Origin of the sequence: Streptomyces lincolnensis, from assembly GCF_021173675.1 — a bacterium.
Taxonomy (GTDB): domain Bacteria; phylum Actinomycetota; class Actinomycetes; order Streptomycetales; family Streptomycetaceae; genus Streptomyces; species Streptomyces lincolnensis_B.
On the sequence record NZ_JAIHON010000004.1, the window covers coordinates 448,211 to 474,567 of the forward strand.

15 protein-coding genes are annotated in these 26,357 nt (G+C 72.4%); 12 read left to right on the plus strand and 3 right to left on the minus strand.

Annotated features, from left to right (window positions below; all coding sequences use genetic code 11):
• The first annotated feature begins 143 nt into the window (after positions 1-143).
• The 9 genes from K4B79_RS12885 to moeZ all read left to right on the plus strand — a co-directional run bounded on the left by K4B79_RS12885 (position 144) and on the right by moeZ (position 12,054).
• On the plus strand, positions 144-1,862 hold the full coding sequence (locus tag K4B79_RS12885; protein ID WP_232026656.1) for an ABC transporter substrate-binding protein: 1,719 nt from the start codon (positions 144-146) through the stop codon (positions 1,860-1,862).
• A gap of 4 nt (positions 1,863-1,866) precedes the next feature.
• Complete coding sequence (locus K4B79_RS12890) at positions 1,867-2,862, plus strand: ABC transporter permease (RefSeq protein ID WP_232026657.1); 996 nt, start codon at positions 1,867-1,869, stop codon at positions 2,860-2,862.
• Positions 2,859-3,857, plus strand: coding sequence for an ABC transporter permease (locus tag K4B79_RS12895; protein WP_232026658.1), 999 nt, complete (start codon positions 2,859-2,861; stop codon positions 3,855-3,857). Before K4B79_RS12890 ends, K4B79_RS12895 begins: the two co-directional genes overlap by 4 nt.
• Positions 3,854-5,497: a dipeptide ABC transporter ATP-binding protein gene (locus tag K4B79_RS12900; protein WP_232026659.1), complete on the plus strand. Its 1,644-nt coding sequence runs from the start codon at positions 3,854-3,856 to the stop codon at positions 5,495-5,497. The genes K4B79_RS12895 and K4B79_RS12900 overlap by 4 nt, the downstream gene beginning before the upstream one ends.
• 190 nt (positions 5,498-5,687) lie before the next feature.
• A complete protein-coding gene (locus K4B79_RS12905) occupies positions 5,688-7,376 on the plus strand; it encodes a DUF3492 domain-containing protein (RefSeq protein WP_232026660.1) in 1,689 nt (562 codons plus the stop codon).
• On the plus strand, positions 7,376-8,656 hold the full coding sequence (locus tag K4B79_RS12910; RefSeq protein WP_232026661.1) for a hypothetical protein: 1,281 nt from the start codon (positions 7,376-7,378) through the stop codon (positions 8,654-8,656). The genes K4B79_RS12905 and K4B79_RS12910 overlap by 1 nt, the downstream gene beginning before the upstream one ends.
• 408 nt (positions 8,657-9,064) lie before the next feature.
• Positions 9,065-10,036: an NAD-dependent epimerase/dehydratase family protein gene (locus tag K4B79_RS12915; RefSeq protein WP_232026662.1), complete on the plus strand. Its 972-nt coding sequence runs from the start codon at positions 9,065-9,067 to the stop codon at positions 10,034-10,036.
• On the plus strand, positions 10,024-10,812 hold the full coding sequence (locus tag K4B79_RS12920; protein WP_232026663.1) for a spherulation-specific family 4 protein: 789 nt from the start codon (positions 10,024-10,026) through the stop codon (positions 10,810-10,812). The genes K4B79_RS12915 and K4B79_RS12920 overlap by 13 nt, the downstream gene beginning before the upstream one ends.
• Before the next feature lie 63 nt (positions 10,813-10,875).
• Positions 10,876-12,054, plus strand: coding sequence for an adenylyltransferase/sulfurtransferase MoeZ (gene moeZ, locus K4B79_RS12925; protein ID WP_232026664.1), 1,179 nt, complete (start codon positions 10,876-10,878; stop codon positions 12,052-12,054).
• A gap of 101 nt (positions 12,055-12,155) precedes the next feature.
• On the opposite strand, the gene K4B79_RS12930 is transcribed toward moeZ, so the two are convergent.
• From K4B79_RS12930 to K4B79_RS12940, 3 genes are all read right to left on the minus strand, one after another.
• The gene (locus tag K4B79_RS12930) at positions 12,156-13,685 is read right to left on the minus strand and encodes an alpha/beta hydrolase (RefSeq protein ID WP_232026665.1); all 1,530 of its coding nucleotides are present in this window, start codon (positions 13,683-13,685) and stop codon (positions 12,156-12,158) included.
• A gap of 250 nt (positions 13,686-13,935) precedes the next feature.
• Positions 13,936-15,480, minus strand: a complete 1,545-nt coding sequence (locus K4B79_RS12935) for an alpha/beta hydrolase (protein ID WP_232026666.1) — start codon at positions 15,478-15,480, stop codon at positions 13,936-13,938.
• An 82-nt stretch (positions 15,481-15,562) separates the two neighbouring features.
• Entirely contained in the window at positions 15,563-18,307 is a 2,745-nt protein-coding gene (locus tag K4B79_RS12940; protein WP_232026667.1) for a lysylphosphatidylglycerol synthase domain-containing protein, read from the minus strand.
• Positions 18,308-18,493: 186 nt separating this feature from the next.
• Here K4B79_RS12940 and K4B79_RS12945 point away from each other — a divergent pair, with 186 nt between their 5' ends.
• The 3 genes from K4B79_RS12945 to K4B79_RS12955 all read left to right on the plus strand — a co-directional run bounded on the left by K4B79_RS12945 (position 18,494) and on the right by K4B79_RS12955 (position 26,349).
• Positions 18,494-18,946 carry an MGMT family protein gene (locus tag K4B79_RS12945; RefSeq protein WP_232026668.1) on the plus strand — a complete coding sequence of 151 codons (453 nt, stop codon included), beginning with the start codon at positions 18,494-18,496 and terminating at the stop codon, positions 18,944-18,946.
• A gap of 266 nt (positions 18,947-19,212) precedes the next feature.
• Positions 19,213-22,617, plus strand: a complete 3,405-nt coding sequence (locus K4B79_RS12950) for an ATP-dependent helicase (protein ID WP_232026669.1) — start codon at positions 19,213-19,215, stop codon at positions 22,615-22,617.
• Positions 22,618-22,722: 105 nt separating this feature from the next.
• Positions 22,723-26,349, plus strand: a complete 3,627-nt coding sequence (locus K4B79_RS12955; RefSeq protein WP_232026670.1) for an ATP-dependent helicase — start codon at positions 22,723-22,725, stop codon at positions 26,347-26,349.
• Positions 26,350-26,357 lie beyond the last annotated feature (8 nt).

The following is a 26,357-nucleotide window of genomic DNA, read 5'->3' on the forward strand; positions in this document are numbered from 1 at the left end:
TCGCGATTCTTCTGTTCCTCCCGTGATCCGGTCACGGTTTTCCGACGCCATGACGCCGGGGCAGACGTGTGCTCAGATCTGTCTCACTCCTCGTCAATCTGTCTCGTGATGCGAGACTCGCCCTTTCGAGAGGTCGTCTTCCGATGCGTCAACCGTCCCTCACAGCGCGCCGCGTGGCCGCGGCAACCGTAGGCCTGGTCCTGGCGGCGGGCGCCGCCGCCTGCGGCCCCGAGGACAACGATGCCAAGGCCTCGGGCGGCGACTCCACGCCCCACAAGGGCGGCACGCTCACGGTCCTGAACGCCAACCCGACCCAGGACTTCGACCCGGCCCGGCTCTACACCTCCGGCGGCGGAAACGTTCCGTCCCTGGTGTTCCGCACGCTCACCACCCGCAACCGCGAGAACGGCGCGGCCGGCACCGAGGTGGTCCCGGACCTCGCCACCGACACCGGGCGCCCCAACAAGGACGCGACCGTGTGGACGTACACCCTGAAGAAGGGCCTCACCTACGAGGACGGCACGGCGATCACCTCGGCCGACATCAAGTACGGCATCGAGCGCTCCTTCGCCCCCGAGCTCTCCGGCGGCGCGCCCTACCTGCGGGACTGGCTGGTCGGAGCGGCCGACTACCAGGGGCCGTACAAGGACAAGAAGGGCCTGTCGGCGATCGGGACGCCGGACGCGCGGACCATCGTCTTCCACCTGAACAAGCCCGAGGGCGAGTTCCCCTACCTGGCCACGCAGACGCAGTTCACGCCCGTCCCGAAGGCCAAGGACACCGGCACCAAGTACGAGGAGCACCCGGTCTCGTCCGGCCCGTACAAGGTCGTCTCGAACCAGAACGACGGCGAGCGGATCGTCCTGGAGCGCAACACGCACTGGTCCGCCGCCACGGACGCGGAGCGCAAGGCGTACCCGGACAGGATCGACGTACGGTCCGGGCTCGACTCCTCCGTGATCAACCAGCGGCTGTCCACGTCCCAAGGGGCGGACGCGGCCGCGGTCACCACGGACACCAACCTCGGCCCGGCCGAGCTGGCCAAGGTCTCCGGTGACAAGGAACTGGCCGCGCGCGTGGGCACCGGTCACTTCGGCTACACCAACTACATCGCGTTCAACCCGACCGTGAAGCCGTTCGACAACCCCAAGGTGCGGCAGGCGATCTCGTACGCCGTCGACCGCTCGTCCGTGGTCAACGCGGCCGGCGGCTCCGCCCTCGCCGAGCCCGCCACCACCTTCCTGCCGAACCAGAAGTCCTTCGGCTACGAGCCCTACGACCTGTTCCCGGCCGGCAAGGCGGGCAACGCGGCGAAGGCCAGGGAACTGCTGGCGCAGGCCGGCTACAGGAACGGGCTCACCGTCACGCTGACCCACTCCAACGCCAAGGACTTCGAGACCAGCCCCGAGATCGCGACCGCGATCCAGGACGCGCTGAAGAAGGCCGGTATCACCGTCAAGCTCCAGGGCCTGGAGGAGAACGACTACTCGGACAAGATCCACAACGTCAAGACCGAGCCCGGTTTCTTCCTCGCCCACTGGGGTGCCGACTGGCCCTCCGGCGGCCCCTTCCTCGCCCCGATCTTCGACGGCCGGCAGATCGTCAAGGACGGTGCGAACTTCAACACGGGCCTGCTCGACGACAAGTCGGTCAATGCGGAGATTGACGCGATCAACAAGTTGACCGATCTTGACGCCGCTGCCAAGAGGTGGGGCGCGCTGGACAAGAAGATCGGCGAGCAGGCGCTGACCGTGCCGCTGTTCCACCCCGTCTACAAGCGGCTGTACGGCAAGGACATCAAGAACGTCGTGATCAGCGACTGGACCGGCGTGCTGGACATCTCCCAGGTCGCGGTGAAGTAGCGCCGTGAGCGAGGCACTTGTCGCCGCCGAGGTCGCCGGGACGGGCGTGGATCCCGTCCCGGCGGCCTCGGGGGCCCGTCAGTTCTGGCGGCGGCTGCGAGCGCAGCGCGCCGCCCTGGTCGCGGGGGCCCTCGTCGCCCTGCTCGTCCTGGTCGCGCTCGCCGCGCCGCTGCTGACCGCGCTGGAGGGCCAGGACCCCACCACGTACCACCCCGCCCTGGTGGACTCGGCCCGCGGCGGCGTGCCCATCGGGTCCTTCGGAGGCATCGGTGGGGACCACTGGCTCGGCGTGGAACCGCAGACCGGCCGCGACCTGTTCGCGCGGCTGGTCTACGGGGCGCGGGTCTCCCTGGGGGTCGCGCTGGCCGCGACCGTCGTCCAGGTCGTCATCGGCGTGACGCTCGGTGTCGCCGCCGCGCTCGGGAACCGATGGGTTGATCAACTGTTGAGCCGGTTCACGGACATCATCGTGGCGATGCCGCTCATGATCATGGCGCTGGCGTTGCTGGCGATCGTGCCGTCGAGCTTCCCGCGGCCCGTGCTGGTCGCCCTCGTCATCGGGCTCATCGGGTGGGGCAACATCGCGAAGATCGTGCGCGCCCAGACGCTCACCCTCAAGGAACTCGACTACGTCGCCGCGGCCCGGCTCAGCGGCTGGGGGACCTGGCGGATCGCCCGCCGCGAACTGCTGCCGGGGCTCGCCGCGCCGGTCATCACCTACGCGGCACTGCTCGCCCCGTCCAACATCACCGTCGAGGCCGCTCTGTCCTTCCTCGGCGTCGGCGTGAAACCGCCCACGCCGTCCTGGGGGCAGATGCTCACCGCCGCCGACGTCTGGTACCAGGCCGCCCCGCAGTACCTGCTGCTGCCCGCCGGAGCGCTCTTCCTGACCGTCCTCGCCCTGACCGTCCTCGGCGACGGCGTCCGCACGGCGCTGGACCCGCGCGCGGCGTCCCGGCTGCGCATCGGCACCGGCCGCAAGAGGGAGGCCAGGGCATGAGCGGCTTCGGCGGATTCCTCCTGCGCCGGCTCATCGGCGCCCTCGTCACCCTGCTCGCCATCTCGGTGATCGTCTACGTCGTCTTCTACGTCACTCCCGGCAACGTCGCCCAGATCACCTGCGGCCCGCGCTGCTCGCCCGCCCAGATCCAGCAGGTCGCCGAGCAACTGCATCTCCACGACCCGCTGTACGTGCGCTACTGGCACTTCCTGGAGGGCCTCGTGGCCGGACAGGACTACTCGACGGGCACGTCCGTGCAGCACTGCTCGGCGCCGTGCCTGGGCCTGTCGTACCAGAGCGACCAGCAGGTCACCCAACTGATCCTGACGAAGCTGCCGGTCAGCCTGTCGCTCGTGTTCGGCGCGATGGTGATCTGGCTGGTCCTCGGCGTCGGCACCGGCGTCCTCTCCGCCTGGCGGCGCGGCCGGCTCACCGAGCGGCTGCTGACCGGCGTCACGCTCGTCGGCGTGGCCACACCGGTCTTCGTCATCGGCCTGGTCCTGATGATCGTCGTCTGCGGACAGCTCCAACTGCTGCCGTTCCCGCAGTACGTCGGCCTCACCGACGACCCGGAGCAGTGGGCGTGGAACCTGCTGCTGCCCTGGCTCTCGCTCGCCCTCATCGAGGCCGCCGCGTTCGCCCGGCTGACCCGCTCGTCGATGCTGGAGACGCTGACCGAGGACCACATCCGGACCTTCAGGGCGTACGGCGTCGGCGAGCGGGCCGTCGTCGCCCGGCACGCGCTGCGCGGAGCACTCGCGCCCGTCATCGCGCTCAACGCCAACAACTTCGGCAGCGCGGTCGGCGGCGCGGTGCTCACCGAGACACTCTTCGGCCTGCCCGGCATCGGACAGGAACTGGTCCACGCGGTCAACGTGGTCGACCTCCCGGTCGTCGTCGGGATGGTCCTGGTCATCGGATTCTTCGTGGTCGTCGCCAACGCCGTCGCGGACGTGCTGTACGCGGTGGCCGACCGACGGGTGGTGCTGGCATGAGTCTGGTGAACGTCACGGACCTGACGGTCGAGTTCGGGTCCCTGCGGGCCGTCGACGGGCTCTCCTTCACGCTGGAGCAGGGCGCCGCCCTCGCCCTGGTCGGCGAGTCCGGTTCCGGCAAGTCCACGGTCGCCGCCGCCCTGCTGGGGCTGCACCGCGGCACGGGCGCGCGCGTCGCCGGCTCGGTCGAGGTGGCCGGGACCGACGTAGGAGCTGCCTCGGAGGACGAACTGCGGCGGCTGCGGGGCGCCAAGGCCGCGATGGTCTTCCAGGACCCGCTGTCGTCCCTGGATCCGTACTACGCGATCGGCGACCAGATCGCCGAGGTGTACCGCGTGCACACGCGCGCGTCGCGACGGGCGGCACGCGCGCGTGCGGTGGAGGTCCTCGACCGCGTGGGAATCCCGGACGCCGTACGGCGATCCCGCTCCCGCCCGCACGAGTTCAGTGGCGGCATGCGCCAACGCGCCCTCATCGCCATGGCGCTGTCCTGCGAGCCCGACCTGCTGATCGCCGACGAGCCGACGACCGCGCTCGACGTCACCGTCCAGGCCCAGATCCTCGACCTGCTGCACACGCTGCGCGAGGAGACCGGCATGGGCCTGCTGCTCGTCACGCACGACGTGGGTGTCGCCGCCGAGAGCGTGGACGACGTCCTGGTCATGCGGCACGGGCGGGCGGTGGAGCGCGGGCGGGTCGGCGCGGTGCTGGCGGCGCCGTCCGAGGCGTACACGAGGGAACTGCTGGACGCGGTACCGCGGGTGGACGCGCCGAGGGCCCGGACCCAGGCGTCCTTGGCGTCCTCGGGGTCCTTGGCGTCCTCGGGATCCGGGGCGGCCGGGTCCGCCGAGGTCGTCGTCGAGGCGGTCGGCCTGCGACGGGAGTTCGGGCGCGGGAAGCGGGCGTTCGCGGCCGTGGACGACGTGTCGCTCACGATCCGCCGCGGCGAGACGCTCGGCATCGTGGGGGAGAGCGGCAGCGGCAAGACGACCCTGGGCCGCATGCTCGTGGGGCTCCTGGAGCCGACGGCGGGGGAGGTCCGCCACGACGGGCACGCGCGCTTGGGCGTGAATCCGGCCGTGCAGATGGTCTTCCAGGACCCCGTCTCCTCCCTCAACCCCCGCCGCACCGTGGGCGAGTCGATCGCCGACCCGCTCCGCGCGAGAGGCGAACGCGACGAGGCCCGCATCAGGGGGCGCGTGCGGGACCTGCTGGAGCGTGTGGGACTGGAGGCGGCGCACCACGACCGCTACCCGCACGAGTTCAGCGGCGGACAGCGCCAGCGCGTGGGCATCGCGCGGGCGCTCGCCGCCGACCCGCGCGTCATCGTCTGCGACGAGCCCGTCTCCGCGCTGGACGTCACCACCCAGGCCCAGGTGGTCGCCCTGCTCGGCGAACTCCAGCGCGAACTGGGGCTGGCGCTCGTCTTCGTCGCGCACGACCTCGCCGTCGTCCGCCAGGTCAGCGACCGGGTCGCGGTGATGCGCCGCGGCCGGATCGTCGAGTCGGGCCCCGCCGACGAGGTGTACGACACCCCGCGCGACCCCTACACCCGGCAACTCCTGGCCGCCGTACCGGCACTCGACCCGGAGGCCGCCACCCGGCGCAGAACGGCCCGACGCGAACCGGCCGCGACCTGACGAAACGTAACTGCTTGATCTCTTAGCGCGATCGAACGCGATCCGCACGGGAAAGTTACGTCCGTTCACCCCTTTTGGTGGCGCGATGGACAACCGTCCGTCGCGCCACCGCCTTGTCCGCATACGTTCGTCCCGCTGCGAGCCGCCGGGCCAACGGCGGCTCCCCATACGGGAGATCGGGGGTGCACTCGTGCGTATAGGACTGCTTACGGAGGGTGGCTATCCGTATGTGAGCGGTGACGCCAAGCTCTGGTGCGACCGGCTCGTACGCGGGCTCGATCAACACGAGTTCGACATCTATGCGCTCAGCCGCAGCGAGGCCCAGGAGGACGAGGGCTGGGTCCCGCTGCCGCCGCAGGTCAACAGGGTGATCACCGCGCCGCTGTGGACGGCGGAGGACGACGGCGTCGTCCACGGACGACGGGCGCGCAGACGGTTCACCGAGTGCTACGGCGAGCTGGTGGCGGCCCTGTGTGCAGGGGGCCCCGTGGAGGCTCCGGCCACTGAGGCGGACCGTTTCGCCAACGCGCTGTACGGGCTCGCCGAACTCGCCCGCGACGAGGGCGGGCTGGTGGGAGCACTCCGCTCCGAGGGGGCCGTGCGCGCCCTGGAACGCGCCTGTCGCGCGCCGGGCGCTCCCCGTGCGGCGCGCGAGGCGCGCGTCCCCGATCTGCTCGCTGTCGCCGCGCACCTGGAACAAGCCCTGCGCCCCCTCTCGCTCGACTGGTACGAGGACGACGGCCTCGGCGCGGTCGACCTGTGCCACGCGACCTCCGGCGGCCCGGCCGCCCTGCCCGGCCTGCTCGCGCACCACTTCGCCGGCGTGCCCCTGCTGGTCACCGAGTACGGCGTGCGGCTGCGCACGCACTACCTGAACGCCGCGGAGTCCTCGCCCGCCGTCCGCGCCCTGCTCACCGCCTTCCACGGCAGGCTCGCCGCCGAGACCTACGGCCGGGCCACGATCGTCACGCCCGGCAACGCCCACGCCCGCCGCTGGCAGGAGCGCTGCGGCGCCCACCGCGACAAGCTCCGCACGGTCTACCCCGGCATGGACGCCACCCGCTTCGCGGAGGTCGGCGAGTCGCCGGAGTGCGCCGACCCGGAGACCCTCGTCTGGGTGGGCCGGGTGGAACCGGCCAAGGACCTGGTCTCGCTGCTGCACGCCTTCGCGGACATCCGCAAGGAGGAGCCCAAGACCCGCCTGCGGATCATCGGCGCGCCCTCCGGCCCCGAGGGCAAGGCCTACCTCGGCCACTGCCGGGCCCTGGCCGCCCAGCTCTTCCCCGACGAGGCCGACGGCCCGCACGCCGTCGGCGACAACCCCGTCTCCTTCGAGGAGATCGGCGGCCCGGAGCTGCCCACCCTCGCCGACGCGTACGCCGCGGGCGCCGTGACCGTCCTGTCCAGCGTGGTCGAGGGTTTCCCGCTCGGCCTGGTCGAGGCCATGTTCTGCGGCCGGGCCACCGTGTCCACCGACGTCGGCGCCGTCGTGGAGGTCATCGGCGGCACCGGACTCGTCGTCCCCCCGCGCAACCCACGGGCGCTCGCCGAGGCGTGCGTGGTGCTGCTGCGCGACCCCGAGCGCCGCGCACGCCTGGGCGCGGCCGCCCGGGCCCGCGCGCTCGAACTGTTCACCGTGGAACAGAACATCACGGCATTTCACGGCATTTACCTGGAGATCGTCTCGCGCACCCCCGTCCGCCGCGTGCTCCTGGACGACACCGGTGAACCCCTGCCCTTCGCCGCCCCCGCCGAGGCCCACGTCCCCGGCCGCTGGACCGGCCCGACGGCCCGCCTCGTCGCCCGCGGCGGCCCCACCTGGGCCGCGGGTCCCCCGGTACGGGCGACCACCCCGATCCCCGCGACGGAGGGAGCGTGATGAGCGACCTCGGCGAACTGGACCGCCCCGGCCCTCCCGCAGGCGCCGCGGCATGGGACGAACGATCACAGGAGTGGCTCCCGGAGACGACGAACACCGAGGAGCAGCCCGCCCCGGTCGCACCCCCCGAACTCCATGAACCGTCCGCCGAGCGGGCCCCCGGCCACACCCCACCCCCGACCACCACTCGCCGTACCGCGGCCGACCCGGTGAAGGCCCTGATGCACCGGCACCGCGAACTCTGCGAACGGGCGGTCGACCCCCTGGAGATCGCGGCAGGCCTGGAGGCCCACGGCGTCACCGACCGCACGGCGGCCCGCTTCCGCCACCGAGACGTCTTCTCCCTCGCGGAGGAGATGTACGCGAGGATCCCCCGCGACGGCGACACACCCACACCCCTCGCCCCGCCGGAGCCCCCCGGCTCCCGCGCCGGCTGGGCCCTGAGGGCGCTCCTCCCCGGCACGCTCTGCACGGCGACACTGGCCGGCCTGCACCTCACCCACGGCAGGGCACGCCTCGCGGTGGCCGCCGTAGGCATCCTCGCCGTGGCCCTGGCCGTGCGCGCGGCACTCGCCCGAGGCCCGCTGAGCACGAGAAGGCCCGCCACCCACCGGCCCGGCTCAAGCACCTGGACGTACTGGCTCCTCGCCTACGCCCTCCTCGGCGACGGCCTGCTCCGAGCGGCCCTGACCGGCGGCCCCGACAGCCTGCCCGACGGCACTCCCGACAGCCCCTGGCCCCTCGTCACCACCCCGGCCCTCGCCCTCACCTGGGCCTGCGCCCCCGCGGCCTGGAGCGCCCACCTCCTGGCAGCCCGCGCCCGCCGCAAACTGACGGCCAGCCGAGGCCTGGAGGACTTCGCCGCCTCCGTACGCCCGCTCCTGCTCGGCACGTTCACCCTGTTCCTGGCCACCCTCGCCGCCCTCCTCGCGGTCTCCGGCCCGACCCTGAACGAGCCGCCCCCCTACGCCCAGACCCTCACCCTCGGCGCCCTCCTCCTCCTGGCCCGCCTCCTCACCGTCCACGGCTTCACCCACGCCCCGGTGGTCATCCTCAGGGCCACCGCAGCGGCCCAGGCCACCGCCCTGGCCACGGTCTTCGCCGCCCGCCTCCCCGGCTGCGACGCCCTGGCCGCCCCCGTCCGAACGCTCACCACCCTCTGGGGCCCGACCACCATCCAGACCCTCACCTGCGGCACCGGCGCGCTGATCCTCCTCATCCACGCAACCCGCACGCTGACGCGAGCATCGGCCCACGCACAACCGGAGCGAGGGTGCTGACGCAACGGGAGTGTTCCACGGGGGGTGCCGCGGAAGGTCGTAGGACGTCTGCAGGCGCATCGTGGCTGGTCGCGCAGTTCCCCGCGCCCCTGAGGTGGGGACAGCCGCCCGGTGTGTTCGAAGTAGCCGCCGACGGCGGTGAGGGGACGGGGCGGGGGGTGTCCGCCCGCAGCGGCCGGCGTCCGACACGCAGTACTACCCGGAGACACAGTTCCGCCGGACCGAGGACGGAGACCCCCCGCCCCGGCCCCGACCCACCCCCCGAACCGTAGGCGCTACGCGCACCCCCACCGAAGCCGCACAGGCGCCGCAGGCATCCGCACCGCAACCCACCACCCCCAGCCCGCCCCCTCCGAAGGAGCCCACCCACATGACCACCTCCCGCCCCAAACCCCCGGGAGCCCCCCGATGAGAGTCCTGCTGATCGGAGCCAACGGCTACATCGGCCGCTACGTCGCCGACCGCCTCCTGGCCGACCCCGCCGTCCAGCTCACGGCCCTGGGCCGAGGCGACGACGCCGACGTCCGCTTCGACCTGGCGTCCGGCAGCCCCGGCGCCCTCACCCGCTTCCTCGACGCGGTCCACCCCGGCGTAGTCGTCAACTGCGCCGGCGCCACCCGAGGCGGCGCCCGCGACCTCACCCGCCACAACACCGTCGCCGTCGCCACCGTCTGCGAGGCCCTCCGCCGCAGCGGCTGCGGCGCCCGGCTCGTCCAGATCGGCTGCGGAGCCGAGTACGGCCCCAGCCAGCCCGGCTCCTCCACGGCTGAGGACGCGGTCCCCCGCCCCGGCGGCCCGTACGGCGTCAGCAAACTCGCGGCCACCGAACTCGTCCTCGGCTCAGGCCTGGACGCGGTGGTCCTCCGCGTCTTCTCCCCGGCAGGCCCCGGCACCCCGGCCGGCTCCCCCCTGGGCCGCCTGGCCGAGGCCATGCGCCGCGCCATGCAGTCCGGCGACGGCGAGCTCAAGCTCGGCGGGCTGGGCGTCCAACGCGACTTCGTCGACGTACGCGACGTCGCCCGCGCCGTGCACGCCGCCTCGCTCTCCGCCGCACAGGGCGTCATCAACATCGGCTCGGGCCGCGCCATCCGACTCCGCGACGCCGCCGCGACCCTCGCCCGGGTCGCCGGATACGGCGGCGCCCTCCACGAACTGGACGGCCCGCCCGGTCCGCCCGGCCCGCACCTCAGGCCGACCATCGGCCACCCCCGCGCGGAGCCGGACCACACCGCCCCGGTCGCGTACCCGTACCCGGACGGCTGCGGCAGCTGGCAGCAGGCCGACGTACGCACCGCCCGCGACCGGCTCGGCTGGCGCCCCCGGATCAACCTGGAGGAGTCCCTCGCCGACATCTGGATGGAGGCGGCATGCCGCATCTGACCAGCACGCGAACGATCACGCCCCGGACCGAACTCCGCCCCGGCTTCGGCATCCCGGGCCTCGCCCACCCGCTCGTGGCCCCGGCCGAGTGGGGCGAACTCACCCGCCCCGACACCCCCTTGCACTGGGTCGTCCTCCACGTCACCGACGACGGCCCCGGCAGCCGCCCCGACCCGCACTGCCTGGAGGCGGCCGGACGTCTGCGCAACGCGGGCGTCCGGGTCCTCGGCCACCTCGACACGACGTACGGCGCCCGCGTCTTCGGGGAGGTGATCTCCGACGCGCACCGCTACATCGAGTGGTACCAGGTCGACGGCTTCCTCCTGGACCACTGCCCGTCCGACCACACCGCGCTCCCCGAGATCCGCCGCACGGTCACCACGCTCCGCGCGCTCCGGGACAACGCCCACATCGTCCTCGGCCACGGCGTCCACCCGTATCCCGGCTACGCCGAGATCGCCGACCAGTTGGTCACGTTCTCCGGTCCGTGGAGCGAGTACCGCTGGTCCCAGGCGCCCGAGTGGACCGCCGACCACCCGCCCGACCGCTTCTGCCACCTGGTCCACGGCGTGCCCGGCCCCCACTTGGAGGAGGCTCTCCGCATCGCCCGCTGGCAGGGTGCGGCCACCATCTACTTCACGGACCGCACGAACATTACAAACAGCATGGACCGCACAAACCGCGCGAACCGCTCCGTCCGCAACGCCCCATGGCAGACCATGCCCGGCTACTGGGACGACATCGTCTCGCGGATCGGAACAGGTGTCTCGGAATGAAAAAGGCCATGGCACTGTTACGGGGAGAACAACCGTAATGATTGACCGACCAACGGAGTCCCCGTGTCGCTGCCACCCCTGGTCGAGCCCGCTGCCGAGCTCACCGTAGACGAGGTCCGCAGGTACTCCCGCCACCTGATCATCCCCGACGTCGGGATGGACGGGCAGAAGCGGCTGAAGAACGCCAAGGTGCTCTGTGTGGGCGCCGGCGGCCTGGGCTCGCCGGCGCTGATGTACCTCGCCGCGGCGGGCGTGGGCACGCTGGGCATCGTGGAGTTCGACGAGGTCGACGAGTCGAACCTCCAGCGCCAGATCATCCACAGCCAGGCCGACATCGGCCGCTCGAAGGCCGAGTCCGCGCGCGACTCCGTCCTCGGCATCAACCCGTACGTGAACGTGATCCTTCACGAGGAGCGGCTCGAGGCCGACAACGTGATGGACATCTTCAGCCAGTACGACCTGATCGTGGACGGCACGGACAACTTCGCCACCCGCTACCTGGTCAACGACGCCTGCGTGCTGCTGAACAAGCCGTACGTGTGGGGCTCGATCTACCGCTTCGACGGCCAGGCCTCCGTCTTCTGGTCCGAGCACGGCCCCTGCTACCGCTGCCTCTACCCGGAGCCCCCGCCCCCCGGCATGGTCCCCTCCTGCGCCGAGGGCGGCGTGCTCGGCGTGCTGTGCGCGTCCATCGGCTCCATCCAGGTCACCGAGGCCATCAAGGTCCTCACCGGCACGGGCGAGCCGCTCGTCGGCCGCCTGATGATCTACGACGCCCTGGAGATGCAGTACCGCCAGGTCAAGGTGCGCAAGGACCCGAACTGCGCGGTCTGCGGCGAGAACCCGACCGTCACCGAGCTCATCGACTACGAGGCCTTCTGCGGCGTCGTCTCCGAGGAGGCCCAGGAGGCGGCCGCCGGCTCGACGATCACTCCCAAGCAGCTCAAGGAGTGGATCGACGACGGCGAGAACATCGAGATCATCGACGTCCGCGAGATCAACGAGTACGAGATCGTCTCGATCCCCGGCGCCAAGCTGATCCCGAAGAACGAGTTCCTCATGGGCACCGCCCTGGAGAGCCTCCCGCAGGACAAGAAGATCGTCTTGCACTGCAAGACGGGTGTCCGTAGTGCGGAAGTCCTCGCGGTCCTGAAGTCCGCGGGCTTCTCGGACGCCGTGCACGTCGGCGGCGGTGTGATCGGCTGGGTCAACCAGATCGAGCCGAGCAAGCCGGTGTACTGAGCAGGCTTCCTCGCCCTGACGGTGAGAGCCGTCGTGTCGGTGAGAACCGTTGTGTCGGCGGGGGTTCCGGGCGCTGTGGGTGCCCGGGACCCCCGCCGCCGTCATGAGCAGACCTTGCCGTCCTCGGGCACCTCGCCCTCCAGCAGATACGCGTTCACCGTCGCGTCGACACAGTCGCTCCCCCTGCCGTACGCCCCATGCCCCTCGCCCTTCCAGGTGAGCACCACTCCGACACCCTCGCCCAGCTCGTCCGCCATCCTGCGGGTGCCCTCGTAGGGCGTCGCCGGGTCGCCCGTGTTGCCCACGACGAGGACCGGTGCCGCCCCGGGCGCGCTCACCTCCGGGGTGTCGTACTGCCCGGCCACCGGCCAGTCGTGGCACGAGCCGGCGGTGTCCCAGCCCAAGGCGCTCCCGAACACGGGCGAAATCTTCTCCAGCCTCGGCAGCAGCTTCTTCGCCTCCGCGACCGTCGGCCGCTGCCTGTCGTCCAGGCACGATATGGCCCGTTGGGAATGGGAGGCCGTGCCGTAGTGCCCCGACGGGTCGCGCTCGTTGTACTCGTCGGCGAGGGCCAGGAGCTCCGAACCGTCGCCCCGCTCGGCGGCCTCCAGGGCGCTGGTGAGGGTCGGCCAGCCGTCCTGGCTGTACAGCGGCAGGATGATGCCGATGAAGGCGAGCGCCTGGGTCAGCTTCCGTTCCGATGCCGTCGGCAGCGGATCGGCGTCGATCCGGTCCAGCAGCGCGGCGATCCTCCGTGATCCCCGCTCGGGATCCTCTCCGGTGGATTCGAGGTAGGAGTTCAGCGCGCGCTGGAATCCCCGGGCCTGGTTCTCCCGGTGCCCGACGACGTCGGCGCTCGGGTCGACAACCGCGTCGAGGACCAGCCTGCCGACCTTGCGGGGGAACAAATGGGCGTACACGCCCCCGAGTTCGGTGCCGTACGAGATGCCGAAGTAGTGGGTCCGGCGGTCGCCGAGCACCTGCCGGAGCAGGTCCATGTCGCGGGCGGTGTCGGTGGTCGAGACGTGGCCCAGCAAGGGGCCGGCGTTCCTCGCGCAGCCCTTGCCGAAGGTGCTGGAGTCCTGGAGGTAGGCCCGCTCCTCGGCCTGGGTGTCGGGAGTGATGTCCACCGACTCGGAGGCCTGGATCTCCTCGTCGTCGCGGCAGCGGACACGCTTGCTCAGGCCCACCCCGCGCGGATCCCAGCTGACCAGGTCGTACCGCTCGCGCAACGAGGAGACGACAGCGGCGTACGCGGGCATGGTGGAGACCCCCGAGCTGCCGGGACCGCCGAAGTTGAACAGCAGTGACCCGATGCGGTCCTCACCTCGAGCTCTGGTCCGGATCAGCGCCAGGCCGATCGTCTCGCCGTCGGGCTTCGCCCAGTCCAACGGCACCTTCAGCGTCGCGCACTGCCAGTCCCTGCCCGGCGCGGTGGAGTCCGCGGTGGCCGTGCAGCGGCCCCAGTCGGGCTTCTGCGAGGTCAGGGAGGAAGGCAGCGCGAGGGCGGTGGCGGAGGGCCCCTCCGGCGAACCACCCGCCTTGTCGTCCCCCGACGATCCGCCGCTGCACCCGGCCACGAGCACCGCGGCCGCGGCACACCAGGCCGTCCACCATCCGAATCGCGTCATCGCACGTCCCCCCTCGCAGGCCGTCCGCCGTGTGCCGCGGATGGCAGTCAGGCCATGGTAGGCAGACGATCCGTCGATCGCGGAGACCTGTGGATAACTCTCTGACCTGCACATACGTCGAGGCGGGGCGGTGGTGCGGGTGGGACAGAGCGGTGGTGCGGATGGGACAGAGCGGTGGTGCGGGTGAGGCAGGACGGTGGTGCGGGCAGGACAGAGCAGCGGTGTGGGCGAGACGGGACGATGGCGCGGGTCAGGAGCACACGGTCCCAGCCGCCGGAACCCTCCCGTCCAGCAGATAGCCGTCCACCGCGGCCCGTACGCACGGGTCCTTGCTGTCGTAGGCCCCGTGCCCCTGCCCCTTGTACGTCAGCTCGACGCCCACCCCCTTGCCCAGGGCGTCCACCATCTTCCGCGCGCCCTCGTACGGCGTGGCCGGGTCGCCGGTGTTGCCCACGACGAGGATCGGCGCGGATCCCGGCGCGCTCACGTCCGGATGGTCGGCGGCGCCCGTCACGGCCCAGTCGGCGCAGCTGAGCATGGACCAGGCGAGGTAGTCGCCGAACAGGGCGGAGGCCGCCCGGAACCCGGGCAGCTTCCGCTGCACCTGGGCTGCCGTGTAACGCGGCTTGTCGTCGGCGCAGTTGATGGCCACGTTGGCCGCGGTGAGGTTGCTGTACTCGCCGTTCTGGTCGCGCCCGTTCATCGCGTCGGACAGGAACATCAGCATCTGGCCGTTGCCGTCGTAGGCCTGGTCGAGGCCCTCGGTGAGGAAGTCCCAGTAGTCCTTGGAGTACAGGGCCTGGGCGACGCCGCCGGTCGCCGCGGTCTGGGTCAGCCGGCGCGGGCCGATGCCGGGCAGGGGCTTGCCGTCCAGGTCCTTGAGCAGCTTGGCGATGCGGTTCACGACGTCCTGCGCGCTGTCGCCGATCGGGCAGTCCTCGGTCTTCGAGACGCAGTCCTCGGCGAAGTTGTCGAGGGCCAGCTGGAAGCCCCTGGCCTGGCTGAGCGAGCCCTGTTCGGGGTCCTGCGTCGGGTCGACGACCGCGTCGAAGACCGCGCGGCCGACGCGCCCGGGGAACAAGTGGGCGTAGACGCCGCCGAGTTCGGTGCCGTAGGAGATGCCGAAGTAGTGCAGTCTGTCGTCGCCGAGGACCTGGCGCATCAGATCCATGTCGCGGGCCGCGTCGGTGGTGTGCACATGCGGGAGCACCTTCGCGGAGTTGTCCTCGCAGGCCGCGTTGAACTCCTTGGTGTTGTCGAGCAGTTCGGTGCGTTCGGCCGCGTCGTCGGGCGTCGCGTCCTGCTGGAAGTACGCGTCGAGCTGCCCGTCGTTCAGGCACTCCACCCCGGCGCTGCGACCGACCCCGCGGGGGTCGAAGCTCACCAGGTCGTAGCGTGTGCGCAGTTTCTCGTAGTCCGCGCCGAAGGCGGGCAGCGTGGTGACGCCCGAACCGCCGGGACCGCCGAAGTTGAAGATCAGCGAGCCGATCCGCCGGCTCTCTTCGCCGCTCGCCCTCGCCCGGATCAGCGCCAGGCCGATCCTGTCGCCCTTGGGCCTGTCCCAGTCGAGCGGTGCCTTCATGGTGGCGCACTGCCACTCGCCACCGCCGGGCAGAGGCGAAGGGGCGTCACCACCGCCCTGCGCCGGGGACGGGGCAGGGCAGTCCTTCCAGCTCAGCTTCTGGGCCGTCAGATCCTGGTCCTCGGAGTCGTCGCCGCAGCCCGCCAGGAGGGTGGAGAGCAGGGCGACGGAGGCGGTCAGGGCAACGGCGCGCAGGCGGGGAGGATTCGGCATGCTCCCATCCTGCGGTCGCCCACGGACGAACGCTCGGGACACGAGCCGTACGAGGTACGCACGCGTGCCCGTCTCTACAGCTCTACAGCGATCCCTTGCGGGACAGGTGGTTGAAGGCCAGCCAGCCCGGCAGCACCGGAAGCCACAGCGTCAGCAGTCGGAACAGCAGGACCGCCGGGGCGGCGACCTCCTTCTCCAGACCCACGGCGATCAGACCGACCGTCAGGGTCGCCTCCACCGCGCCCACACCACCCGGGGTGGGGGCCGCCGAGCCCAGCGCGTTGCCCGCGAGGAACACGACGGCGACGCTGGCGATGCTGATCGAGGACCCCTCGGTGCCGAAGGCGCGGATCGACGCGTCCAGGCACATCACGAAGCAGGCGGTCAGTGCGAGCATGCCGCCGATGCCGGTGACCAGCTTCTGCGGCCGCTGGAGCACGTCGAGCATGCGCGGCACGACACCCGCGAACAGCGACCTCACGCGCGTGACGACGAATTTCCTGAGGAACGGCACCGAGGTCACCACGAGCACGAGCACGGCCACCGTCAGCAGACCCGCGATGACCGTCCGGGACGGCGAGAGCGACGGCGTCTTCTCGGTGCCGGTCAGATAGCCGAAGGACAACAGCATCACGATGTGGCAGCCGAGCCCGAACAGTTGCGACGCGCCGACACTCGCCACGGCGAGCCCCGGCCGCACCCCCGCGCGCTGAAGGAAACGCGTGTTGAGGGCGACGCCGCCCACCGCCGCGGGCGCGACGATCTTCACGAACGAACCGGCGACCTGCGCCGCCACGGTCCGCACGAACGGCACCCGCTCCGGCACGAAGCCCAGCAGGGCCATCGCCGCCGCCACATAGCTCAGCGCGGAGAACGCGACGGCCGCCGCGACCCAGCCCCACTCGGCGTTCTCGATGAGCGGACCGAACTCGATGTGCGTGAGCTGCGTCAGCAGGAAGTACGCGCCGATCGCGCCGGCGATGAAACTGATCAGCGTCCGCGGCCGCACCCGCTCCAGCCGGGCCGGTTCGACCGGTGCCTGCGGCCGGATCAGCAGCACCTGGTGGCGGATCTGGGTGAGCAGATCCTCCTCACGGGCCTCCTCCACCGCCTCGTCGATGGCCCGCTTCTCGGCCCGCTGCTCCGCCTTCACGGCCTTCTTGTCGGGCTTTTCGAGTACGGGCCTGGTGTCCTCGGAGGCCTCCTCCAGGCGGGCCTGCTTGGCATGCCGGGACGCCTCCAGGATCGCGTCGCGCTCGCGCTGGGCGCGCTCCCTGGCCAGGGAGCGCAGCGTCGCGCGCGTGGAGCGGCTCAGCGCGATGGGCTGGAGCATCGGCAGACAGTCGGCCACCGCGTCGGGTCCGAGCACGCTCAGCGCCGCGTCCACCGCGCGTTCGGCGCCCACTCTGAGGCCGAGCGTCACCAGCAGCTGGGAGACGTCCATCCGCAGCAGCAGATCGCCCGCCGCGATCTCGCCGACGCGCAGGTCGGTGAGGATCACCGTGCCGGAACGATCCACCAAGATCGCGTCACCCACCAGCCTGCGGTGCGCGATACGCCGGGACTGCAGGGCCCGTACCTGGTGCCAGGTCTCCCGCAGGAGGTCGTCGGTGATCTCCTCGTCCGGGAGCGAGTCGAGCGTGCGGCCTCCGGTGTGCTCGTAGACGAGCATCACCGCGTCGGGACCCAGCTCGGAGGTGGCGATCAGCTTGGGCGCGTTGGCGCCGGCCGCGATCGCCGCGTACGCCAGCAGCGCCTCCTGCTCCAGTGCCTGCCGCAGCGACGGGAGGCTGGAGCGGGTGGCGAAGCCGCGCAGCGTCAGGTTGCGCCAGGCCCGGTAGAAGAAGCCCTGGGCCTGCTGTTCCCGGTCGACGACCGTCACGTCCAGCGGCGGGCCGTCCTCCAGGGTGACGAAGTAGCGCCGGCCGCGGTCGCCGGTCTCCGCGGTCTCGTGTGCCTCCTCACGGGCCGCGCTCACCGGGCGGAAACCGACCGTCCGCAGGCCCGCCATCAGGGTCCGGCCGGTGGGACGCACATTGGGCGAGCCGACCGCGTACAGCGTGCCGTAGGCGACGGTCCAGCCGATCAGCACCGTCAGGATGATCGAGAACGGCGTGGTGTAGCCGGTGACGAGCATCGAGAACGCGTCGAGCATCAGCACGATCCACAGCACCGCCCGCCAGCGCGGCCTGCGCGACATGCCGACGGCCGTCATGTAGGCGATGACGGGGGCCAGATAGCCGTGCACGGGATCGGTGAGCGCGTGGATGTCGCCGGGGGAGGGCTGGGTCAGCGCCTCCTGGATCGAGTCGGGGGCGGCCTGGGCGACCCACAGGTCGGTGGCGAGCGTCACCCCGTGCGCGAGCACCGCCGCGAGCACACCGTCGGCGATGCGCAGGCCGTCCCGCTTGATGAGCCGCTCGATGGCGAACGCGACGGGCACGAGGAGGATCGCGATGCTGGAGGCCAGTCCCGCGATCTTGATCAGCAGGTCGGGTGCCTGCCCGGTGCCCTTGTTGATGTCCTGTTCGAGCCCCGAGGTGGTGCCGTGCGCGAACGCGGCGATCCCGATGAGCAGGGCGACGGCCAGCACGCCGACCACCAGCCGCATCAGGTCCGAAGGGCGGTGCACGCGCGCGGGGAGCAGCGGTTCGTCGCCCTCCACCTCGTCGGCGTAGACCTCGTCCGGTTCCTCGGCGGCCGGCGCGGGCTTGTCCGCAGGCGGCTTTTTGGCGGTGTCCGGTGTGCCCGCCTCGCCGGTGCCCGGGCGCGACGAAGCATCAGAGGTGCTCTCCGCATCCTCCGGGTGTACACCCTGTTGCTTCATCGTCTCTTCTTGATCTCGTATCACCGGTCACCGCCCGCACGATGGTGGCATGCCCCACCGACACGCGGGGGTATCAGGGTGCACATGCGGGGGCGCACAGTCTGCCCGAAGCGCTGCCCGGGGGCGAGGGATACGCCCGGTGACGAGCGCGTCACGTTGTCGGTGGGGTGGGGCAGGATGGGACGGATGAGCGAGGAGAGCCTTCCGGACGACCGCCGTGCCGACGCCCGCCATGCCGAGGACAGCCTTCTCAACGGCAGCCATTCCGGCAGCCGTGGCGAGCCAGTCGAGCCCGCGGACGCGCTGCCGGAGTACGCCGAGCGGGTCCTCGACGTCGCCGAGGGGATCCCGCCAGGGCGGGTCATGACCTACGGCGACGTCGCCGAGTGGCTGGAGGAGGGCGGCCCCCGTCAGGTCGGTCGCGTCATGGCGCTCTACGGGGGCGCCGTTCCGTGGTGGCGCGTCGTGCGCGCGGACGGTGCCCTGCTCCCGGGCCACGAGCTGGAGGCGCTCGGCCACTACCGCGCCGAGGGGACGCCGCTGAAGCAGGCGGGCAGAGCCGCCGAGAGCCACCTGCCGCGCCTCGACATGAGACGGGCGCGCTGGGACGGCGGTGAAGGCGCGGAGGGTCACACCTGACAGCTTCCGCCATCGGACCGGTCCAGGGGCACCTTGACGTCCGTACGAGGGACACAGGACAAACCGGGCACGTCCGTGGCATGCCGTACGTTCGTGGGGCGAGGGGCGTCCGTGGCACGGGTGCCGTGAGGGAAGAAGGGGAAGCCCTGCTTCCGCACCTCTCGTCGGCGTAGCGTCGGCTGCGCGCGTCCCCCTCATCCCCCGGCCACCGCCCTCCACGCGTGGTGGTCCTTCCAACAGCACACCCACCAGGACCGGCGAACCACGTGAGCTCCTCTTCCTCCACCAGGCGCCTGTCGCACTCCCAGGTGCGACAGGGGAACCGTGGCGCTTACCGACTGGTGCGTACCCCGCCGGCCCGTCCGGACCCCCCTCGTCTGGACGCCGCACAGCGCTCCGTGGTTGACCACCGCACCGGCCCTCTGCTCGTTCTCGCAGGTCCGGGCACCGGGAAGACCACGACGCTCGTCGAGTCGGTGGCGGCGCGAATCGCCCGGGGCGGTGACCCCGCGCGCGTGCTCGTGCTGACGTTCAGCCGCAAGGCGGCCGTCGAGCTGCGCGACCGCATGGCGCTGCGCACCGGAGCGGCGCGCGCGCCCCAGGCGACCACCTTCCACTCGTTCTGCTACGCCCTGGTCCGCGCCCACCAGGACAGCGACCTGTTCGTGGAGCCGCTGCGGCTGCTGTCCGGCCCCGAACAGGACGTCGCCGTACGCGAGCTGCTCGCGGGCCAGCCCGACCTGGAACGGCTCGGCCTCGCGCACGTGCGCTGGCCGGACGACCTGCGCGCCTGTCTGACCACCCGTGGCTTCGCCGACGAGGTCCGCGCGGTCCTCGCCCGCAGCCGCGAACTGGGCCTCGGCCCCGACGCCCTGGACGCCTTCGCCCGCCGCATCGGCCGCCCCGACTGGCGTGCCGCGGCCGCCTTCCTCGCCGAGTACCTGGACGTCCTCGACCTCCAGGGTGTGCTCGACTACGCCGAGCTGGTCCACCGCGCCGTCCTGCTCGCCCACCGCCCGGCGGTCGCCGCACGGCTCGCGGGGCAATACGACGCCGTCTTCGTCGACGAGTACCAGGACACCGACCCGGCACAGGTACGGCTGCTGCACGCCCTCGCCGGCGGCGGCCGCACCCTGGTCGCCTTCGGCGACCCCGACCAGTCGATCTACGCCTTCCGCGGTGCCGACGTGAACGGCATCCTGGAGTTCCCCCAGGACTTCCCGCGCGCGGACGGCCGCCCCGCCCCCGTCGAGGTGCTGCGCACCTCCCGCCGCTCCGGCGCCGCGCTGCTCACCGCGACCCGGCTGCTGACCCAGCGCATGCCGCTGACCCGGCTCCCCGCCGACAAGGTGCGCGCCCACCGGGAACTGGCCCCTGTCCGGGACGGCGGCCGCGTCGAGGTCTACACGTACCCGACGCCCGGCACCGAGCTGGACAACATCGCCGACATCCTGCGCCGGGCGCATCTGGAGGACGGCGTCCCCTGGGGCGAGATGGCCGTCCTGGTCCGCGCCGGCTCCCGCACCATCCCGACGGTCCGCCGTGCGCTCACCTCCGCCGGTGTCCCCCTGGACATCGACGGCGACGACCTGCCGCTGCGCCACGAACCGGCCGTGGCACCCCTGCTGACGGCCCTACGGGCGGTGGCGGCGGCGGAGACGGCGGAGGCCGTCGAGCGGGACGCCGAAGCCGAACGCGCAGAGGAAGGCTCAGAGGAGGGCACCGAAGAACGCGCGGAGGACGTAAGCACCGAGGAGACCGCCCCCGACGCCGGCGGTGAGCCGCGCTCCGACACCTCCTGGCTCGACACCGAAACCGCTCTGAGCCTGCTCGCCTCCCCCCTCGCCGGCATGGACGCCGCCGACCTGCGCCGGCTCGGCCGTGCCCTGCGCGACGAGGAGCGGGCAGCCGGGAACCCCCTGCCGCCGCCCTCCGACGAACTGCTCGCGCGGGCGCTGGCCGAGCCGGAGCGCCTGGCCGTGCACGACCCCGTGTACGCGCGCGGTGCCCAGCGGCTCGGCGCGCTGCTCAGGAAGGCCCGTGAGCGCCTCGCCGGCGGCGGCACGGCCGAGGAGGCGCTGTGGGACCTGTGGGAGGGCACTCCGTGGCCCGCGCGCCTGGAGCGGGCCGCCCGGCGCGGCGGCGCGGCCGGACGCAACGCGGACCGTGATCTCGACGCCGTGTGCGCGCTGTTCGCGACCGCCGCGCGCGCGGAGGAGCGCACCGGCGGCCGAGGCGCCCTCAACTTCCTGGAGGAGATCGACGCCGAGGACATCGCCGCCGACACCCTCACCCGGCGTGCCGTGCGTCCCGACGCCGTCCGTCTGATGACCGCGCACCGCTCCAAGGGGCTCCAGTGGCGCCTGGTGGTCGTCGCGGGCGTCCAGGAGGGACTGTGGCCGGACCTGCGCCGCCGGGGCTCCCTCCTGGAGGCCGACCGCATCGGCCGCGACGGACTCGCCGAACCGCTCACCCCGGGCGCGCTGCTCGCCGAGGAGCGCCGCCTGTTCTACGTGGCCGCCACGCGCGCGCGTGAGCGCCTCGTCGTCACGGCGGTGAAGGCCCCGGCCGACGACGGAGACCAGCCCTCGCGCTTCCTGACCGAACTCGGCGTCGAACCCAGGGACGTCACCGGCCGCCCCAGCCGCCCGCTGTCCGTGGCCGCCCTCGTCGCCGAACTCCGCGCCACCACCGTCGACCCGCGCGTCTCGGACACCCTCAGGGAGGCGGCGGCCCAACGGCTGGCCCGCCTCGCCGCGCTCGCCGACGAGGACGGCCGCCCCCTGGTGCCGTCCGCCCACCCCTACCGCTGGTGGGGCATGTTCGAGCCGACCGAGTCCAAGGTGCCGCTGCGCGACCGCGACCAGCCCGTCGTGCTCTCCGGCAGCGCCCTCGACCAGCTCGCCAACACCTGCGCCCTCCAGTGGTTCCTGGGCCGCGAGGTGAAGGCCGACGCGCCCGCGACAGCCGCGCAGGGCTTCGGGAACGTCGTACACGTCCTCGCCGACGAGGTGGCCTCCGGACACTCCCCGGCCGACCTCGCCGTCCTCATGGAACGCCTCGACTCCGTGTGGAACGCGCTCGCCTTCGACGCCCCCTGGAAGTCGGAGCAGGAGAAGGCCAACGCGCGCGTGGCGCTCGAACGCTTCCTGAAGTGGCACGTCATGGACCGCACCGGACGCACTCCGGTCGCCAGCGAGCACGACTTCGACGTCACCCTCGAAGCGGGCGACGTCGAGGTGCGCATCCGCGGCCAGATGGACCGCGTGGAGACCGACGCCGAGGGCCGCGCCTACGTCGTCGACTTCAAGACGGGCAAACAGTCCGTGAGTTCCGCCGAGGTGGAGCGCCACCCGCAGCTCGCCGTCTACCAGCTCGCCGTCCGCGAGGGCGCCGTCGACGAGGCCTTCGACGGCGTACGCCCGGAGCCCGGCGGCGCCGAACTCGTCCAGCTGCGCCAGGGCGCCGCCAAGCGGGACGGCGGCGAGACCCTGCCCAAGGTGCAGGCGCAGGATCCGCTGGAGGGGGAGTGGGTCGGCGACCTGCTGGCCACGGCCGCCGGCAAGGTCCTCGACGAGCGGTTCACACCGACTGCGGGCCAGCACTGCTCGCACTGCGCGTTCCGGGCCTCGTGCAGCGCACAGCCCGAGGGACGGCACGTGGTGGACTGAGCGCACCGGTGTGATCGGTTGCACCACGCGTGCTGACCTGCGCTTCCTGCGACCCGAGGGCCGATTCGTCCTCGACTGTCAGTGTGCGCCGCTAGCCTCTCCGACATGCCCGCCCGTATCACCGATCCCGATCAGCTCAAGGAGCTCCTCGGTATCCCGTTCACCCCGGAGCAGACGGCCTGCATCACCGCGCCGCCCGCACCGCAGGTGATCGTGGCCGGTGCCGGGTCGGGCAAGACGACGGTGATGGCGGCCCGCGTGGTCTGGCTGGTCGGCACCGGCCAGGTCGCCCCCGAACAGGTGCTCGGTCTGACGTTCACCAACAAGGCCGCCGGCGAACTCGCCGAGCGGGTGCGCAAGGCGCTGATCAGGGCGGGCGTCACCGACCCCGACGTCATCGACCCGGACAACCCCCCGGGCGAGCCGGTGATCTCCACCTACCACGCCTTCGCGGGCCGCCTGCTGACCGACCACGGCCTGCGCATCGGCCTGGAGCCGACCTCCCGCCTGCTCGCCGACGCCACCCGCTTCCAGCTCGCCGCCCGGGTGTTGCGCGAGGCACCCGGCCCCTACCCGGCCCTCACCCGCTCCTTCGCCGACCTCGTCAGCGACCTCCTCGCACTGGACGCCGAACTCGCCGAGCACCTCGTCCGCCCCGAGGCCCTCCGGTCGTACGACTCCGAACTGCTGCGCACCCTGGAGGGCGCCCGCCTCACCAACGACGCCCTGCGCAAGGTCCCCGAGGCGGCCGCCGCCCGCCGTGAACTCGCCGACCTGGTGGTCCGCTACCGCGCCGCCAAGCGCGAGCGCGACCTGCTCGACTTCGGTGACCAGATCGCCCTGTCCGCCCGGCTCGCACAGATCCCCGAGGTGGGCAGCATCCTGCGGGAGGAGTTCCGCGTGGTGCTCCTCGACGAGTACCAGGACACCTCCGTGGCCCAACGGATCCTCCTGGCGGGCCTGTTCGGGGGCGGCACCGGACATCCGGTCACCGCCGTCGGCGACCCCTGCCAGGCCATCTACGGCTGGCGGGGCGCCTCGGTCGCCAACCTCGACGACTTCCCGGAGCACTTCGCCCACGCCGACGGCCGCCCCGCCACCCGCCAGTCGCTCAGCGAGAACCGCCGCAGCGGCGGTCGCCTCCTGGACCTCGCCAACGGCCTCGCCGAGCCCCTGCGCGCCATGCACGCGGGCGTGGAGGCCCTGCGCCCCGCGCCCGGCGCCGAACGCGACGGGCTGGTGCGCTGCGCCCTGCTGCGCACCCACGCCGAGGAGATCGACTGGATCGCCGACTCCGTCGCGCACCTCGTGCGGACCGGGAAGGCGCCCGGGGAGATCGCCGTCCTGTGCCGTACCGCCACCGACTTCGCCGAGATCCAGGGCGCGCTCGTCGCCCGGGACGTCCCCGTCGAGGTCGTCGGCCTCTCCGGCCTGCTGCACCTGCCCGAGATCGCCGACCTGGTCGCCGTCTGCGAGGTCCTCCAGGACCCCGGAGCCAACGCCTCCCTGGTCCGCCTGCTGACCGGACCGCGCTGGCGCATCGGCCCACGCGACCTCGCCCTCCTGGGACGCCGCGCCCGGTTCCTGGTGTCCCACGCGCGCGTGGACGCCGACGACGACCCGGACCGCCGCCTGGCCGAGGCCGTCGAGGGGGTCGACCCCTCCGAGGTGATATCGCTCGCGGACGCCCTCGACACGTTCCTGGAGACTCCCCTCTACGGCACCGACGGCGACAGGGACGACGACGGGCTGCCCTTCTCCCCGGACGCGCGCGTGCGGTTCGCCCGCCTGGCCGCCGAACTGCGCGACCTGCGCCGCTCCTTGGCCGACCCCCTGATGGACGTCCTGCACCGCGTCCTGGCCGTCACCGGCCTGGAGGTCGAGCTCTCGGCGTCCCCGCACGCCCTGGCGGCCCGCCGGCGCGAGACCCTGTCGAACTTCCTCGACGTCGCCGCCTCGTTCGCCGCCGGCGACGGCGAGGCCTCCCTGCTGGCCTTCCTGGGCTTCCTGCGCACCGCCGCCCAGTACGAGAAGGGCCTCGACAACGCCCTCCCCGGCGGCGAGAACACCGTCAAGGTGCTCACCGCGCACAAGTCCAAGGGCCTGGAATGGGACGTCGTGGCCGTCCCCGGCCTGGTCACCGGCACGTTCCCCAGCACGCAGGGTCGTGAGAAGTGGACCGCCCAGGGCAAGGTGCTCCCGCACGACCTGCGCGGCGACGCCGACACCCTGCCCGACGTCGCCTCCTGGGACTCCCGCGGTCTGAAGGCCTTCCAGGAGGCCATGAAGGACCACCAGCACACCGAGGAACTCCGCCTCGGCTACGTCACCTTCACCCGCCCCCGCTCCCTCCTCCTCGGCTCCGGCCACTGGTGGGGCCCCACCCAGAAGAGGCCGCGCGGCCCGTCCGACTTCCTGCGGGAGCTGTACGACCACTGCGCGGCGGGCTTCGGGGAGATCGAGGCCTGGGCCGACGAACCGGCCGAGGACGAGGAGAACCCCGTCCTGCACCAGGAATCCGCCGACCAGGTGTGGCCCCTGCCCCTGGACGACACCGCCCTGGCCCGGCGCCGGGCGGCCGCCGAGACGGTCCTCGCCCACCTGGAGGACCTCGCCGCCTCCCACACGGACACCCACCCGGCGGCCACACACGGCCCGGACACCTACGACGACCCGGACTGGCCGACACCCCCCGACGAGGAGGAGCCGCCGTACGGAGAACCGCCCTACGCGGAGCCGCACCACGAGGACGAGCCGTTCCCGGAGGACTTCGACGACCCCGCGGACCCCGTCGACCCCGCGGCCTTCGTGGATCCCGGGGACGACGACTGGGACTCCTGGACGACGGCCCGCCCGGCCGTCCCGCACCAGGCCACGGCCCCGGACACGAACAGCCACGCGGGCGCCCCCGAGGGCCCGCGCGCCCACCCCACGGACCCCGACACCCGACACACGCCTCCCCGCGCCCCGGAGCGCGCCCGGAAGGGCAGGCCCGCCCGCCTCACTCCGGAGGAGGCCCGTGCCGTCGCCTCCTGGGACCGCGACCTCGACGCCCTCACCGGTGAGCTGCTGCGCGCCCGCGAAGGCGTCACCGACGTCCTCCTGCCCGCGTCGCTGACCGCGTCCCAGCTGATGCGCCTGGCAGCCGACCCGGACGGCTTCGCCCAGGAGCTGGCCCGCCCGATGCCCCGCCCGCCGCAGCCCGCCGCCCGTCGCGGCACCCGCTTCCACGCCTGGGTCGAGTCCCGCTTCGAGGAACTCACCCTGCCCATGCTGGAGCCGGAGGAATTGCCCGGAAGCGAGGCCGAGATCGCCGACGAACGCGACCTGGAAGCCCTCAAGGACGCCTTCGAACGCACCGCGTACGCCCGGCGCACGCCCCACCGCGTCGAGGCGCCCTTCCAGCTGGAGATCGCGGGCCGCGTGGTCCGGGGCCGTATCGACGCCGTCTACAAGGAGGGCGACGGCGCGGAGACGACGTACGAGATCGTCGACTGGAAGACCAACCGCACCCGCAGCGCCGACCCGCTCCAGCTCGCCGTCTACCGGCTCGCCTGGGCCGAGCAGCAGGGTGTGCCCCCGGAGTCGGTCACCGCCGCGTTCCTGTACGTGCGCAGCGGCGAGGTCGTACGGCCGGACGATCTGCCGGACCGTGCGGCACTGGAGCGGCTTCTGCTGGCGGAGCCGGAGGGTGAGGAACCGCACGACCAGGATGTCGGTACGGGCCGATAGGCTCGTGA

Coding starts and splice junctions, on each gene's coding strand:
- K4B79_RS12955 (WP_232026670.1), top strand. CDS start 22,723: ATGCCCGCCCGTATCACCGATCCCGATCAGCTCAAGGAGCTCCTCGGT.
- K4B79_RS12915 (WP_232026662.1), top strand. CDS start 9,065: ATGAGAGTCCTGCTGATCGGAGCCAACGGCTACATCGGCCGCTACGTC.
- K4B79_RS12900 (WP_232026659.1), top strand. CDS start 3,854: ATGAGTCTGGTGAACGTCACGGACCTGACGGTCGAGTTCGGGTCCCTG.
- K4B79_RS12945 (WP_232026668.1), top strand. CDS start 18,494: ATGAGCGAGGAGAGCCTTCCGGACGACCGCCGTGCCGACGCCCGCCAT.
- K4B79_RS12940 (WP_232026667.1), bottom strand. CDS start 18,307: ATGAAGCAACAGGGTGTACACCCGGAGGATGCGGAGAGCACCTCTGAT.
- K4B79_RS12930 (WP_232026665.1), bottom strand. CDS start 13,685: ATGACGCGATTCGGATGGTGGACGGCCTGGTGTGCCGCGGCCGCGGTG.
- K4B79_RS12935 (WP_232026666.1), bottom strand. CDS start 15,480: ATGCCGAATCCTCCCCGCCTGCGCGCCGTTGCCCTGACCGCCTCCGTC.
- K4B79_RS12910 (WP_232026661.1), top strand. CDS start 7,376: ATGAGCGACCTCGGCGAACTGGACCGCCCCGGCCCTCCCGCAGGCGCC.
- K4B79_RS12885 (WP_232026656.1), top strand. CDS start 144: ATGCGTCAACCGTCCCTCACAGCGCGCCGCGTGGCCGCGGCAACCGTA.
- K4B79_RS12895 (WP_232026658.1), top strand. CDS start 2,859: ATGAGCGGCTTCGGCGGATTCCTCCTGCGCCGGCTCATCGGCGCCCTC.
- K4B79_RS12920 (WP_232026663.1), top strand. CDS start 10,024: ATGCCGCATCTGACCAGCACGCGAACGATCACGCCCCGGACCGAACTC.